Below are 13,376 nucleotides of genomic sequence, written 5' to 3'. Positions count from 1 at the left end.
TCATGGAGCATGCGCCGCGACGACTGGCACACCACCCACGACCTCGACGAGTTCCTCTCCCGCGCCGGAGACTTCCTGCGCTCCCGCCCGGACCTGCACACCGTCCTGCTCACCGTGACCGAAGGACTGCGCACCCGGGGGCTGCACACCTACGGCGACGAAGCGCCCTGCTTCGGGCTGCTGGAGGAGGGCGGGAGCGTGACCGGGGCCTACTTCCGGACCCCGCCGCACCGGCTGTATCTCACGCCCCTGACCCCCGCCCGCGCCGACTCCCTCGCCGCCCATCTGGCGACCCTCGGCCGGCCCGCCCCCGGGGTGGGTGCCGAGGCCGCGACCGCGGCCGCGTTCGCCGAGGCGTGGCAGCGGCACACCGGGGCCACGCCCGTGCCGTACCAGCGGCAGCGGCTGTACCGGCTCGGCGAGCTCACCGTCCCGCGGCCCGTGCCGGAGGGGCGGGCGAGGATCGCGGGGGAGGGCGACCGGGAGCTTCTGGCGCGCTGGTTCGGCGAGTTCAGCAGGGATGTCGGCGACAGCGCGAGCATGCCCGCCGAGTCCTGGGTCGACGCCCGCCTCGCCTACGGCGGTGTCACCCTCTGGGAGGCCCCCGACGGCACCCCCCTCGCGATGGCCGGCCTCACCCCGGAGGTCGCCGGGCAGATCAGGGTGGCGCCCGTCTACACCCCGGCCCCGCTGCGCGGCCGCGGGTACGCCGGTGCCGCCACCGCCGAGGTCAGCCGGCTCGCCCGGGAGCGGGGCGCCGGCGAGGTGCTGCTCTTCACCGACCTGGCCAACCCGACCAGCAACGGCCTCTACCAGCGCATCGGTTACCGCCCGGTCGCGGACTTCGCGGTGTACGACTTTCAGGGCCAGAGCAGTTCCTGAGCCCAACCGCCGCCCGTACGACGGTAGATGAGCCGTACGTGCCGTCTGCGCTCGTCCCCCTGGAAGAACTCCACCTCCTCGGGCACGAGCCGGTACAGCGTCCAGGACGGGACGGGCGCCGCGGGCTCCCGCCGCGCCCGCTCCCAGGCCTCCTCGGACGCCCGCGCCAACTCGGCGAGCGAGCCGAGCACTTCGCTCTGCCGTCCGGTGAGCGCGGCGGCCAGCGCGCCGGTGGAACGGGCGTGCAGATCCGCCGCCGCCTCCACGGAGGGCGCGGCCGTCACCGGCCCCCGCACCCGCACCTGCCGGCCGAGGACCGGCCAGTAGAAGCCGAGGGCGGCGTACGGCCGTGCCGTCAGGTGCGCGCCCTTGCGGCTGTGGGCGTGGCTCGCGAAGGCCCAGCCGTCCTCGTCGGCGCCGTGCAGCATCACGGTGCGCACGTCCGGCAGGCCCTCCGCGTCCGCCGTCGCGAGGGACATGGTGTGCGGCTCGGTCTGCCCGGCGGCCACCGCCTCCGCGAACCACGTGCTGAAGAGCTCCAGCGGGGTCCCGGGGGCGCCGGACGGGTCGAAGGAGGGCAGCGAGGTGACCTCCGGGTCCCACACCCGCAGCGATCTGAGCAGTTCGTGAAGATCCGTTGCCATGCCTCAGACGGTACCGAGGTCGGACGTCACCCACCGCTCGGGCCGCATCCGGATGATCACCTGCTCGCCGTGGTTCTTGGCGGCGAACTCGACGTACCCCTCGACCTTCTCGGCGGGCAGGTAGCGGGCGGAGATCTCCCGGAGGAGTTCGAGGGTGCCCGGGGCGGTGTCGATGACCGGCCCCTCGACGGACACGTACCGGATGGTGGGCTCCACCCGCTCGACCAGCAGGGAGAAGCGCCCGGCCGTCTCGATCAGCCGGTGCTTGCGGGAGCCTGCGCCGGTCATGATCCAGAGGTCGCCGCCCGGTGCGTACTGGTACCAGATCGGCACGGTGAGCGGCGCGCGTCCCGCTCCCGCGTCCACCGCCAGCGCGGCGACATGCGGCTCGGCCAGGAACTGTTCACGTTCTTCGCGAGTCAGGGCCATACAGTGCAGGGTACTTGGGCGGCCGAAGGAAGGGGACGCGGTGAATCGCTTGTGCGGTACGGCAGTTGGGGCGGCCGGCGTTCTCCTTCTGGCATCCCTCGCCGCCTGCGACTCCACCGCCTCCTCCTCCTCGCACTCCTCCCTCACCGTCCCCGGGCTCTACTACCTGCGCCCCCATGGCGACAGGACCGGTCCCAAGGACAAGACGCCCTTCCACGTGGTGGCCGAGGACGGGGACGGACCCGGGACCCGCACGCTCACCGTGAACGTGGCGCCCGACGGGCGGGACGTGGTCCGGCTGCGCAAGTACGGCCCCTGCGAGGGCGACTCCACGCACCTGACCTGCGAGGTCGACGGCGACTACAGCAACTGGGCGGACAGCGCCCGCGCCCAGCCGTACGCCGTCGAGCGCGCGAAGCCCGGTGCCACCGCCGTCGTCCGGTACACGTACATCACGAAGGACGGCAGAACGCTCACCGCGCGGACCCGGTTCGTCGTCGGAGAGCCGGTCGTCGAGGCGGTCGCGCCCGAGTACGGCAAGGAACTCCTGCGGCCCGGCTCCGTGCTGGCCTCCCCGCTCGTCGTGCGCAACACCGGCGAGGTGCCGGTCAAGGGGCTCGGGATCGCGATGACCACCGAGGGGCTGGAGTTCACGCGGCGCTACGGCAACTGCCGTTACCCCGAACTGAGAAAGGGCCGCCTCGCGGTCTGCGAGCTGCCGGAGGTGACGATCGACCCGGGAGAGACGGTCGTCGTCCGCCCCGCCGTGAGACTGCGCGTCCCCACCACGCGGATGTATCCCTCCTACGGCCGGGACGTCTGGGCCCTCGACATGGGCCCGGGGCAGTACAACAGCTACACGAAGGGCGGCGGCCCCGGTGACGGACCCGTCCTGGAGGCCGAGCCCACCCACTCCAAGCACACCTTCACCCCGGGCGGCGGATCCACCCAGCTCGTCGTCGACACCCACGCCGACTACCAGGTCTCCGACGTCGAACTGCGCGGCGCCCCCGGCACCCGGCGCACCTTCCGCGTCGAGGTCCGCAACAACGGGCCAGCCGACGCCGGCACCAAGGCCGATCTGGTCTTCGAGCCGCCCTTCGAGCTCATGGTGGTGAAGCAGCCCGTCGAGGAGTACGACGACGGCGTCTACGAGCCGTACTGCGACAACAACGGCTTCACCTACACCTGCGAGGTCCCCGCCCTGAGGCCGGGCGAGACCCACACCTTCGAGTTCACGGCCGAACTCGGCGCCCCCGGGGAGGGCACCCTGAGCCTCCAGGAGAAGGACCCGGCCGGCCCCTGGGACATGGGCCGCCGGGACCCGGACCCCTCCAATGACCGGGCGACCGTCCGGGTGGTGCCCTAACGCCCCAGCACCACCGTCCCCGACGAGCAGAACCAGCCCCCCGTCCCGGACGCCACCGCCAGCCCCGGCGCCGACCCGTCCCGGCGCCGCACCTGCCGTGCGCCCGCCTCCCCGCGCAGCTGCCGTACGGCCTCCACCAGCAGGAACAGCCCCCGCATGCCGGGGTGTTGGGCGGACAGTCCGCCGCCGTCCGTGTTCACCGGCAGGTCCCCGCCCTCGACCTTCAGCCGCCCCTTCTCCACGAAGGAACCGCCCTCGCCCTTGGCGCAGAAGCCGAGGTCCTCCAATGTCACCAGCGTCATGTAGGTGAACGCGTCGTAGATCTCGGCGAGTTCGATCTCCTCGGGGCGCACCCCCGCCCGCTCGAAGGCGAGCCGTCCGCTCACGGCCGCCGGGGACACCGTGAAATCGGGCCACTCGGACATGCTGACGTGCGAGACGTGCTCCCCGGTGCCGAGCACCCAGACGGGGGCGGTACGGCAGTCCCGTACGTACTCCTCGGCCACGAGCAGCACCGCCGCGCCGCCGTCGGAGCGGATGCAGCAGTGCAGCTTGGTGAAGGGGTCGGCGATCATCGGCCCGGCGAGCACGTCGTCGACGGTGATCGGGTCGCGGAACATCGCCTCGGGGTTGAGGGCGGCGTTCGCGCGGGCCTGTACCGCCACCTCCGTCAACTGCTCGATGGTCGTGCCGTGTTCGATCATGTGGCGGCGGGCCGCCATCGCGTACTTGGCGATCAGGGTGTGGCCGTAGGGCACTTCGAACTGGAGCGGGCCACGGGCCCCGAAGGAGAGCGTGCCGGTGCGGCGGCCCGCCTTGATGTCGGCGCGGGCCGTGGAGCCGTAGACCAGCAGGACGGCGTTCGCGTGTCCGGCGGCGATCGCGTCGGCCGCGTGGGCCGCCATGACCTCCCAGGTGGAGCCGCCCACCGAGGTCGAGTCGACCCAGGTGGGGCGCAGGCCCAGGTACTCGGCGATCTCGGCGGGGGCGAGGGTGCCGGTGCCGGCGGAGGCCAGGCCGTCGACGAGTTCGCGGTCCAGGCCCGCGTCGGCGAGTGCGCGGCGGGCGGCCTGGGCGTGCAGGGCGTAGGGGGTGGTGCCGTCCACACGGCCGCAGTCGGCCAGGGCCACGCCGGTGATCGCGACTTTCCGGCTCCCGGGGGGCTGACAACTGCTGAGCAATCCTTCAGTGCGTCTCAGCTCCTCTCGACTTGTGTCGTGATGGCCTGAAGTTCCCCGACTGGGACTGCGCGTCATGGCGTGTCCTGCCTGGTAGGGGCCCGGGTCTTTGCCTACCCGGACGGAAACGGGTGTTCCCTCATCGAAAACGTGACCTTTGCGAGCGGAGCTCGTTGGGTGCTGTGAGGGGATCTTCGAAGCGGAGGGTGAGGCTGCCGAGTGAGCGGAAAGTTCCGGCCGCAGCCAGGCCGTGTCGTGCAGGCCTACAAGTTCGCTCTCGACGCCAACGCCAGGCAGGAGCGGGGCGCTGCGCTCGCATTGCGGTGCCGCCCGCGCCGCCTACAACTGGGCCGTGTCCTGGGTGACCGCCTCGTGGTGGCAACGCAAGGCGGAAGCCTCGTACGGCATCAGTGAGGAGGAGTTGACGCCGTGGCGGTCGTGGTCGCTGCCCGCGCTGCGCAGGGAGTTCAACAGGGCCAAGACCACCGACCCGAGATTCGCCGACTGGTGGGCGGAGAATTCCAAGGAGGCCTACAACACCGGGCTCGTGAACGCGGCTGCCGCGTTCGACAACTACGCCAAGTCCAAGCAGGGCAAACGCAAGGGCGCCAGGGTGGGTGTCCCGCGCCGGAAGTCGAAGCGGAAAGCTCGCCTGGCATGCCGGTTCACCACCGGTACGATCCGCATCGAGCCGGACGGCCGGCATGTCACCCTGCCCCGGCTGGGCACGATCCGAACCCACGAACCCACGGCCAAACTCCTGGCCCGCCTCCGGGCCGGAACGGCGCGCATCCTGTCCGCAACCGTCCGGCACGAGCGCGGGCGCTGGTTCGTCTCCTTCCAGGTCGAGACCACCCGGGAGATCACCCGCATCGACCGGCCGGACAGTGCGGTCGGGATCGACTTGGGTGTGAAACACCTGGCGGTCCTGGCCGACAGCTCCGGCGAGATCCGCTACGAGCCGAACCCAAAGCACCTGGACGGCGCCCTCAAACTGCTGCGGTTCCATTCCCGCCGAGCCTCCCGACGCCAGGGACCGGACCGACCTTCCAGACAGAAATGTCTGGATTGCTGAGAGTCGCTGAGACGCTGAGTAACGGCATGAGGGCCTCCTGCCTCTGGGCATCTGGTGCGGGCGCTCCTAATATGACGGACCGTCAGATCGGGAGGGAAGAGGAAGAGCCATGGACGCTCGCTTCACCGCCGAACAGGACGAGATCCGGGGTGCGTTGCGGGAACTGCTGCGGAGGCGGTGTGGGCCCGCGGAGTCGAGGAGCGCGGTCGACACCCCGGCGGGGTACGACCCGGAGCTGTGGAAGGCCCTCGCCGAACAGCTGGGACTGCCGGGGCTGGCGCTCCCCGAGGAGTATGGCGGTGTGGGGTGCTCGGCGACGGAACTCGCGCTGGCCTGTGAGGAGATGGGGCGGGTGCTGGCGGCCACCCCGTTGCTGGGCACGGCGGTCCTGGTGGCCCCCCTGGTGCTGGCCCTGGGCACGGCTGCCCAGCGTGCGGACCTGCTGCCACGGATCGCGTCGGGCGCTTTGACGGCGGCCCTCGCCGTACCGCCGGGCACGGCCCTCGCCCTGACCGGTGACAACCGGGGCGACTGGGCCGGAGGCGGAAGGGCGGGCGGGGTGCAGGCCCGACCTGTCGCGGGGCCGGGCGCGGGGGCCGTCCCCGGGCCGCGCCCGACGGGCGCCCCCTCCGGAGCACCGGGAGCGGTCCCTGGGTCACGAGCACCCGCGTCCGCGACGGAGCGAGGGGTGCCCGCGCGCCTGGAGGGTGCCGCCTCTGGAGGGTCGGCTGCTGGCTTCGGGGAGTCGGGTGCCGTTCGTGGGGGGCCGGGAGCGGTCCCTGGGTCACTAGCACCCGCGTCCGCGACGGAGCGAGGGGCGCCCGAGCGCCTGGCGGGCGCCGCCCCTGGAGGGCGGGCTGGCACCGTCGGGGAGTCGGGTGCCGTTCCCGGGGAGCCGGGGGGCGCCCCGGTGGCACGGGTGGCCGCGGCCGAGGAGTCGAGGGTCGCGGCGGGGCAGCCGACCACCGCCGGGGAGTGGCCGGTCGCCCCGCCCGCCCGCCGCTGGCGGCTCTACGGCCAGGTCGACCAGGTCCTCGACGGGCACAGCGCCGGCCTCCTCCTCGTCGCCGCGCACGCCGGAGGGTTTGCCCGCTCCCGAACCCTCCTCTTCCTCGTCCGCGGTGACGCCCCCGGGCTCGTCCGCACCCGGCAGACCGCCCTCGACGCCACGCGCCCCCAGGCCCGCGTCCAACTCCGGGACGTGGAGGCCGAACTGCTCGGTGACGAGGACGGGCCCGACGTCCTCGGGGCGCTCGCCCGCACGGGAGACGGCGCCGCCGCCGTCCTCGCCTGCGAAGCCGTCGGGGCCGCCGACCGGGTACTGGAGATGACCGTCGAGCACGTCAAGCAGCGGGAGCAGTTCGGGCGGGTGATCGGGTCCTTCCAGGCCGTCAAGCACCGGCTCGCCGATGTGTATGTGCAGCTCCAAGCGGCCCGTTCCGCCGCCTGCTTCGCCGCCTGGGCCGCCGCCGACGACGGGCAACGGGTCGGCGGCCTCGCCCTCGCCCAGGCCCTTGAGGCCCTGCGGACCGCCGCCGCCGAGGCGATCCAGCTGCACGGGGGCATCGGCTTCACCTGGGAACACCAGGCGCAGCTGTACTTCAAGCGGGCCACCGGTGACGACCTGCTCTTCGGGCCCGCGCACCGGCTGCGGGCGCACGCAGCCGACACCGCGCGGCTCTTCGAGCGGGCGGAGGTGACGGTGTGATCGGGGAGCGGATCGTCCAGAAGGTGTCGTCCACGCGCGGCTTCGCCAAGGTCGCGCCCCATGTCGTCCCGGCCCTGGACCGGGCGGTGCACCGGCTCACCCGGGGAAGGTTCCTGCTCAGCGCCCAGATGCTGCCCGGGGTGGTGCTCACCTCGACGGGGGCGAGAAGCGGGCTGCCGCGCCGGACGCCGCTGGCCTGCATGCCCGAGGAGGAGGGCAGGACCTGGATCCTCATCGGCTCCAACTTCGGCCGCGACGGCCACCCCGCCTGGACCGCCAACCTCCTCGCCCACCCCGACGCCGAGGTCAGCTGGAAGGGCCAGGACATCCCGGTCACGGCGAGGCTGCTGACGGGGGAGGAGCGGGCGGCCGTATGGAAGACCGCGCTGGCGTTCTGGCCGCCGTACGCCACCTACCAGGCACGGGTGGAGCGGGAGATACGGCTCTTCAGGATCACCCGCAGGTGATCCGCACGCACGACGGGCGGCCGTCCACCCGTGTGGACAGCCGCCCGTCTGACAGGACTCGAAACAGGGACGCTACTTCGTCGGCTTCTTGCCCGTCACGCCCAGGTGCACCAACAGCGCCAGGTTCGGCTTGAGTTCGGCCTGCTTGACGCCCCAGGTCTGGAAGCCCTTCTGGTGCGAGGCCACCGCCGCGAGCATCGCGACGAGGGAGCCCGCGACCGCGGCCGGGTTGACGTCCTTGTCGACCCGGCCCTTGGCCTGGAGCTCGGCGACCGCGTCCGCGAGGGAGTTGTTCACCGAATTGAGGATCTTCATGCGGATCTTGTAGAAGCGCTTGTCGCCCTCGGCGGCCCCGAGGTCGACCACGCGCAGGATCGCGTCGTTGCGGCGCCAGAACTCCAGGAAACCGTCCACGAGTTCCTGCGCGGTCTGCCATCCGGCCTTGCCGACCCACGAACGGCCCTCCAGCAGCGCCGTCAACTGGCCGCCCTCGGTGGCCATTTGCTCGGCGATCTCCAGGACGGCGCCCTCGACGTCCGGGAAGTACTGGTAGAAGGTCGCGGGTGAAGTCCCCGCCTTCCGGGCGACATCGATGACTTTGACGTCCCGGTAAGGGGAGGAGCTGAGCATCTCGCTGAGGCAGTCGAGCAGCTTCTGCCGGGTCGCCTGCCCACGCCGGCCGGCCACACGGCCGTCGACGGTACGCACTTGTCCTGTCATGCCGTCAGCTTACCGAGGGGTGATCGGAGCGCGATTCGGCCGACTGCAAATGGGGTGCGCGGGGTCCGGGAGGCGGGTGTGCCTGGTCCTGCGGGGTGCGTGCGGCGCCGTTACTTTGACGGTATGGCCGAAAACAGGGCATCCGCAGACGGAACGGGATACGGCGAGGGCGTCCCCTGCTGGGTGGACGCGCAGCTTCCCGACGTGGCCGCCGGGAAGCGGTTCTACGGCGAGCTCTTCGGGTGGACCTTCCAGGACCGGCCGGACGCCCACGGCGGCTCGGTGTGGGCCCACCACCAGGGCCGCCCGGTCGCCGCCCTCGCCCACAAGACGGACGGCCGCATGCCCACCGTGTGGACGGTCTACTTCGCCACCCCGGACATCGAGAGCCTCGCCGACCGCATCTGGGCGGCCGGCGGACAGGTCGTCACCGCCCCCCTGCCGGTCGGCGAGCTGGGCACCTCCGCGCTGGTCACCGACCCGGAAGGGGCCGTCTTCGCCCTCTGGGAGCCGGGCAGCCACCCCGGCTTCGGCGCCCGGCACGAGCCCGGCACCTTCGCCTGGGCCGAGCTCTACGCGCGCGACACCGAGGCCGCCAACACCTTCTACGGCGGGCTCTTCCACGACGCCCTCTTCGGTCCCGAGGCCCACCCCGACTTCGGCCGCGCCCCCGTCTCCGACGTCTTCCCCGCCGAGATGCCGCCCCACTTCCTCGTGCACTTCGCCGTCGAGGACTGCGAGGCGGTGCTCGGGACGGTCGCCCGGCTCGGCGGACGGGTCCAGGCGCCGCCATTCGAGACGTCGTACGGAAAAGTGGCCGTCGTCACCGACAATCAGGGGGCGTCGTTCGCCATCATGGAGCGGCCCGGTCGGTAGAAGGTGCTGCTTTGATGTGAGACACCCCATTTGACCCCGGGTTCGCCACCAGGCCTCCGGCCAGGAAGAATCGGGGTTGCGTGCCGCCATGGCGGTGCGGTGGTGAGACGCTGCACGGGGTCGCGTACATATGTGGGTGGCGCGGCTTGTACGGGGAGGTGGCAGGCAGAGTGGTGGATCAGCTGACGCAGCACGATCCGCGCAGGATCGGGCCGTTCGAGGTGCTGGGCCGGCTGGGTGCCGGCGGCATGGGGCTGGTCTATCTCGCGCGCTCGGCTTCGGGCCGGCGGGTGGCGATCAAGACGGTGCGTACGGAGCTCGCGGAGGACCAGCTCTTCCGGGTCCGCTTCACCCGTGAGGTGGAGGCGGCCCGGGCGGTCTCCGGCTTCTACACGGCGGCCGTGGTCGACGCCGACCCCCGCGCGGCGGTGCCGTGGCTGGCCACCGCGTACGTTCCCGCGCCCTCCCTAGAGGAGATAGTGAACGAGTGCGGGCCGCTCCCGGCCCAGGCGGTGCGCTGGCTCGCGGCGGGCGTCGCCGAGGCCCTGCAGTCCATCCATGGCGCCGGCCTTGTCCACCGCGACCTCAAGCCCTCCAACGTGCTGGTGGTCGAGGACGGCCCCCGGGTGATCGACTTCGGTATCGCGTCCGGCGTCTCGAACACCCGTTTGACGATGACGAACGTCGCCGTCGGCACCCCCGCCTACATGTCCCCCGAGCAGGCCAAGGACTCCCGCAGCGTCACCGGCGCCAGCGACGTCTTCTCGCTCGGCTCCATGCTGGTCTTCGCCGCCACCGGCCACCCGCCCTTCCACGGCGCCAACCCGGTCGAGACGGTCTTCATGCTGCTGCGCGAGGGCCCCGACCTCGAAGGCCTCCCGGACGAGCTGCGCCCGCTCATCGAGTCCTGCATGCAGATGGAGGCCACCCAGCGGCCCAACCCGGCCGACCTCCAGGCCCAGCTGGCCCCCCACCTCTTCGGCTCCGGCTCCGACGACAGCGGTACGGCGTCCGCGTGGCTGCCCGAGAAGGCCGTCACCATGATCGAGACGCGCCGTGGCGGCCGCCCGGCGCCCACGCAGGCCGGCGGCGCCCGCAGCGGAGGCGGCCGCCCCGCCGTACCGCCGCCGCCCCCCTACGACCCGCCGCAGCCCGCGCCCGTCCCCGTCGGCGCCCCCGACACCGGCCCCGTGCGCCTCGCCGGCGCGCAGGTGCCCATCGGGCCCGGGCCGCGCGTCGCCGACGCCCGTGCCGCCGCCGTGAAGGCGCCCCCGCCGGAGGCCGGCCTGGTCGCCTCCTGGTCCCGGCCGCGCCCCGGCGTCAACGGCACCGACGCCGCCGTCGGCCCGGCCGTACCGGCACCCCCGCCCGCGCCGCCGGAGACCGCGACCGGCTGGCGGCCCTGGCGGTTCCGCATGTCCAACGACGTGTGGGGCACCCCGGCCGTCGCCGGGGACCTCGTCTACGTCACCTCCTTCGAGGTGCACGCCCTCGACGTCGGCACCGGCCGCCGCCGCTTCAAGACGCGGGACGTGGCCTGGTCGATGGCGGTCGCGGACGGCCGTATCCACGCCTCCGACGGCCCCACCCTCTTCGCCCTGGACGCCCGCGAGGGCGCCGACCAGTGGCGGATCAGCACCGACGCCTGGGTGTACTCCCTCAAGGCCGAGCGCGGCACGGTCGTCACCGGCACGCGCGGCGGCGGCGTCCAGGCCTGGGAGGCCTCCACCGGGCAGAAGCTCTGGGAGATCTCCGGCTGCCAGACCGATTTCGAGTCCCCCGAGGCCGGGCCCGCCCTCCACGAGGGCACGGTCTACGTGTGGCAGGAGGGCCGCCTCAGGGCCCTGGACGCCCGCACCGGCGAGGAGCGCTGGGCGTTCCCCATCGGCGACGCGGCCTCCTGCGCCGGAGTACCGGTCCGGGTGGCGCAGGCCCACGACGGGTTCGTGTACATCTCGGCCGGGACGCGCGTCATGGCCCTCGACGTGGCGAGCGGACGGGTGCGCTGGCACTTCGAGGCCCCGGCGGTCTTCCTGTGCCCGCCGACCTTCGTGCCGGGGCCCGCGGTGACCGGCGGCGGGGTGTACCTCGCCGACTACCTCGGCACGGTGTACGCCCTCGACGCGACCGACGGCCGTGACCGCTGGCGCATCGCCACCGAGGCCCGCGCCTCGGTCGAGCCGGTGCTGGTGGCCGCCGGCCATGTCCACGTGGGGAGCGGCAAGGGCCTGTACACGCTGGACGCCGTCACCGGGACGCCCAAGTGGCGCTTCCAGGCGGGCGGCGACATCGTGGGGGCGCCCGCGGTCGCCGAGGGCCGTATCCACTTCGGCTCCACCGACCATCTGCTCTACACCCTGAAGGCCGACGACGGCCGCCTGCGCTGGAAGCTCGCGACCGGCGGGGAGATCACCGGCTCACCGGTGGTCAGGGACGGGGTCGTGTACGCGTGCAGCAAGGACCGCTGTGTGTACGCCCTGGACGCGGAGAAGGGGACGGGTACGGCCAGGGCCACCTGAGCCGGATGTCGGTGGCGCCCATTAGAGTGATCGCATGCATTCACGGGGGCGTGTTCTCAGGTTCACGGCAGTTACGGCGACGGTGGTGCTCGCGCTGACGGGGTTCTCCAGCGGGCACAAGAGCGGCGGCCGGCACAAGAGCAGTCACAGCGACAGCGACAGTGGCGGGGGGTGCAGCAGCTCCAGCCAGGACCACGACAGCTACAGCACCGGTGCGGGAAGCGGCGGCAGCACCTCGTCCAGCCGTACCAAGGTGCTCAGGGACGCATCCGTGCGCCTGGTGAGCTGTGCGACGAAGGCCGACCCGTACTCGACGGCCGAGGTCACCAACCCGAACAGCCGCGAGGGCACCTTCGAGGTCTCCTTCTCCTTCGACGACAAGGGCGGGCATCTGTTGTCGGTCGAGTACCCGAAGGTCACGGTGCCCGCGAAGGGCACGGAGACCGTCCGGGTGAAGGCGAGTGCCGCCCTCCTCGAGCACCTCGACCACTGCCGGGTCGAGCCGGAAGCCGACCGGGTGAACTGACCGTCAGTCCCGCAGCCCGGTCAGGAAGTCCACCAGCGCCGCGTTCACCTCGTCCGGCCGTTCCTGCTGGGTCCAGTGGCCGCAGCCCGGCAGGAGGACCGGGTCGCGGACCAGGTTGGGCATCAGCCGCGGGAGCCGCTCGATGAGTTCCGGGGTGCCGGGGAAGGCGGGGACCAGGTCGCGGTCGCCGTACAGGTAGAGCGCGGGCGGGGTGACCCGGGCGCCGTGCCAGGGGGCCGTCAGTTCCCAGTTGCGGTCCAGGTTGCGGTACCAGTTGAGGGCGCCGGTGAAGCCCTTGGCGTAGCTCTCGGTGAGCTCGTCGAGGTCCTGCTCGGTGAGCCAGCCGGGGAGCACCTCGGGGTCGGGCATGTCGGCGAGCCAGCCGCGGTCCAGGTCGGTCACCAGGGCCTGTTCGTAGCCTCCGGCGCCGGGGCGGTCGCCCGAGGCGCCGACCAGCAGCCTGCGCAGGGTGGAGCGGGGGTCCTTGGCGAACTCGGCGTCGGCGACCCCGGGCAGGTTGAACCAGTTCCAGTAGAAGTGCCCGTCGAAGCGTTCCTGCATGGCCGCGAGCGGCGGTCGCTCGCCCCGGAACGGCGGCGGCACGCTCAGCCCCGCCACCCCGCGCACCACGTCGGGCCGCAGCAGCGCGGTGTGCCAGGCGACCGGCGCCCCCCAGTCGTGCCCGACGACGAACGCCCGCTCCTCGCCCAGCGCGTGGACCAGCCCGACGACGTCCCCGACCAGGTGGAGGATGCTGTACGCCGACACGTCCTCGGGATGGTCACTGGCGCCGTATCCGCGCTGGTCGGGCGCGACCACCCGGAACCCGGCGGCGGCCAGCGGGCCGAACTGGTGGCGCCAGGAGTGCCAGGACTCCGGGAAGCCGTGCAGCAGCACGACGAGCGGCCCCTCGCCCTCCTCCGCGATGTGCAGCCGGATGCCGTTCACGTCGAGCATGCGATGTTCAACCATGAGGCGAGCAT

At 72.6% G+C, this 13,376-nt stretch carries 13 protein-coding genes; 8 read left to right on the top strand and 5 right to left on the bottom strand.

Features of this window, described 5'->3' with window-relative positions:
• Window positions 1-9: 9 nt before the first annotated feature.
• Complete coding sequence (locus tag ACFYZ8_RS36410) at window positions 10-882, top strand: GNAT family N-acetyltransferase (protein ID WP_388539228.1); 873 nt, start codon at window positions 10-12, stop codon at window positions 880-882.
• Here the strand turns inward: ACFYZ8_RS36410 and ACFYZ8_RS36405 are convergent.
• Window positions 861-1,526, bottom strand: coding sequence for a pyridoxal 5'-phosphate synthase (locus ACFYZ8_RS36405; protein ID WP_388539230.1), 666 nt, complete (start codon window positions 1,524-1,526; stop codon window positions 861-863). The genes ACFYZ8_RS36410 and ACFYZ8_RS36405 overlap by 22 nt on opposite strands.
• Window positions 1,527-1,529: 3 nt before the next feature.
• On the bottom strand, window positions 1,530-1,955 hold the full coding sequence (locus tag ACFYZ8_RS36400) for a pyridoxamine 5'-phosphate oxidase family protein (RefSeq protein ID WP_359032858.1): 426 nt from the start codon (window positions 1,953-1,955) through the stop codon (window positions 1,530-1,532).
• A gap of 40 nt (window positions 1,956-1,995) precedes the next feature.
• Here ACFYZ8_RS36400 and ACFYZ8_RS36395 point away from each other — a divergent pair, with 40 nt between their 5' ends.
• Window positions 1,996-3,324, top strand: coding sequence for a hypothetical protein (locus ACFYZ8_RS36395; RefSeq protein WP_388539232.1), 1,329 nt, complete (start codon window positions 1,996-1,998; stop codon window positions 3,322-3,324).
• Here ACFYZ8_RS36395 and ACFYZ8_RS36390 read toward each other — a convergent pair.
• Window positions 3,321-4,463 carry an acetyl-CoA acetyltransferase gene (locus ACFYZ8_RS36390; protein WP_388539488.1) on the bottom strand — a complete coding sequence of 381 codons (1,143 nt, stop codon included), beginning with the start codon at window positions 4,461-4,463 and terminating at the stop codon, window positions 3,321-3,323. The two genes, ACFYZ8_RS36395 and ACFYZ8_RS36390, sit on opposite strands and share 4 nt — an antisense overlap.
• Window positions 4,464-4,854: 391 nt before the next feature.
• Here ACFYZ8_RS36390 and ACFYZ8_RS36385 point away from each other — a divergent pair, with 391 nt between their 5' ends.
• The 3 genes from ACFYZ8_RS36385 (at window position 4,855) to ACFYZ8_RS36375 (ending at window position 7,752) form a co-directional block, all read left to right on the top strand.
• Complete coding sequence (locus ACFYZ8_RS36385) at window positions 4,855-5,577, top strand: transposase (protein WP_388539235.1); 723 nt, start codon at window positions 4,855-4,857, stop codon at window positions 5,575-5,577.
• Between the two features lie 109 nt (window positions 5,578-5,686).
• Window positions 5,687-7,285, top strand: a complete 1,599-nt coding sequence (locus tag ACFYZ8_RS36380; protein ID WP_388539237.1) for an acyl-CoA dehydrogenase family protein — start codon at window positions 5,687-5,689, stop codon at window positions 7,283-7,285.
• On the top strand, window positions 7,282-7,752 hold the full coding sequence (locus ACFYZ8_RS36375; protein WP_388539240.1) for a nitroreductase/quinone reductase family protein: 471 nt from the start codon (window positions 7,282-7,284) through the stop codon (window positions 7,750-7,752). Before ACFYZ8_RS36380 ends, ACFYZ8_RS36375 begins: the two co-directional genes overlap by 4 nt.
• Before the next feature lie 72 nt (window positions 7,753-7,824).
• On the opposite strand, the gene ACFYZ8_RS36370 is transcribed toward ACFYZ8_RS36375, so the two are convergent.
• Window positions 7,825-8,460, bottom strand: coding sequence for a TetR/AcrR family transcriptional regulator (locus ACFYZ8_RS36370; protein ID WP_037709097.1), 636 nt, complete (start codon window positions 8,458-8,460; stop codon window positions 7,825-7,827).
• A gap of 135 nt (window positions 8,461-8,595) precedes the next feature.
• Between ACFYZ8_RS36370 and ACFYZ8_RS36365 the strand changes: the two genes are divergently transcribed.
• The 3 genes from ACFYZ8_RS36365 to ACFYZ8_RS36355 all read left to right on the top strand — a co-directional run bounded on the left by ACFYZ8_RS36365 (window position 8,596) and on the right by ACFYZ8_RS36355 (window position 12,393).
• Window positions 8,596-9,348 (top strand): VOC family protein, encoded by a 753-nt coding sequence (locus ACFYZ8_RS36365; protein ID WP_388539243.1) that lies wholly within the window; start codon window positions 8,596-8,598, stop codon window positions 9,346-9,348.
• Between the two features lie 170 nt (window positions 9,349-9,518).
• Entirely contained in the window at window positions 9,519-11,867 is a 2,349-nt protein-coding gene (locus ACFYZ8_RS36360) for a serine/threonine-protein kinase (protein ID WP_359032872.1), read from the top strand.
• A gap of 85 nt (window positions 11,868-11,952) precedes the next feature.
• Window positions 11,953-12,393 carry a hypothetical protein gene (locus tag ACFYZ8_RS36355; RefSeq protein WP_359032874.1) on the top strand — a complete coding sequence of 147 codons (441 nt, stop codon included), beginning with the start codon at window positions 11,953-11,955 and terminating at the stop codon, window positions 12,391-12,393.
• Between the two features lie 3 nt (window positions 12,394-12,396).
• Here the strand turns inward: ACFYZ8_RS36355 and ACFYZ8_RS36350 are convergent, their stop codons facing one another.
• Window positions 12,397-13,365 (bottom strand): alpha/beta fold hydrolase, encoded by a 969-nt coding sequence (locus ACFYZ8_RS36350; protein WP_388539247.1) that lies wholly within the window; start codon window positions 13,363-13,365, stop codon window positions 12,397-12,399.
• Between the last annotated feature and the right edge of the window lie 11 nt (window positions 13,366-13,376).

The sequence above is a fragment of the Streptomyces sp. NPDC001668 genome, from assembly GCF_042893155.1.
Classification (GTDB): Bacteria; Actinomycetota; Actinomycetes; order Streptomycetales; family Streptomycetaceae; genus Streptomyces.
Note: the sequence above shows the minus strand (reverse complement) of the source record. Positions and strands in the feature narration are given on the sequence as shown.

What these genes read in the sequence shown, in the direction of transcription:
- ACFYZ8_RS36410 (WP_388539228.1), top strand. Translation starts at nt 10, where the DNA reads ATGCGCCGCGACGACTGGCACACCACCCACGACCTCGACGAGTTCCTC.
- ACFYZ8_RS36405 (WP_388539230.1), bottom strand. Translation starts at nt 1,526, where the DNA reads ATGGCAACGGATCTTCACGAACTGCTCAGATCGCTGCGGGTGTGGGAC.
- ACFYZ8_RS36400 (WP_359032858.1), bottom strand. Translation starts at nt 1,955, where the DNA reads ATGGCCCTGACTCGCGAAGAACGTGAACAGTTCCTGGCCGAGCCGCAT.
- ACFYZ8_RS36380 (WP_388539237.1), top strand. Translation starts at nt 5,687, where the DNA reads ATGGACGCTCGCTTCACCGCCGAACAGGACGAGATCCGGGGTGCGTTG.
- ACFYZ8_RS36365 (WP_388539243.1), top strand. Translation starts at nt 8,596, where the DNA reads ATGGCCGAAAACAGGGCATCCGCAGACGGAACGGGATACGGCGAGGGC.
- ACFYZ8_RS36350 (WP_388539247.1), bottom strand. Translation starts at nt 13,365, where the DNA reads ATGGTTGAACATCGCATGCTCGACGTGAACGGCATCCGGCTGCACATC.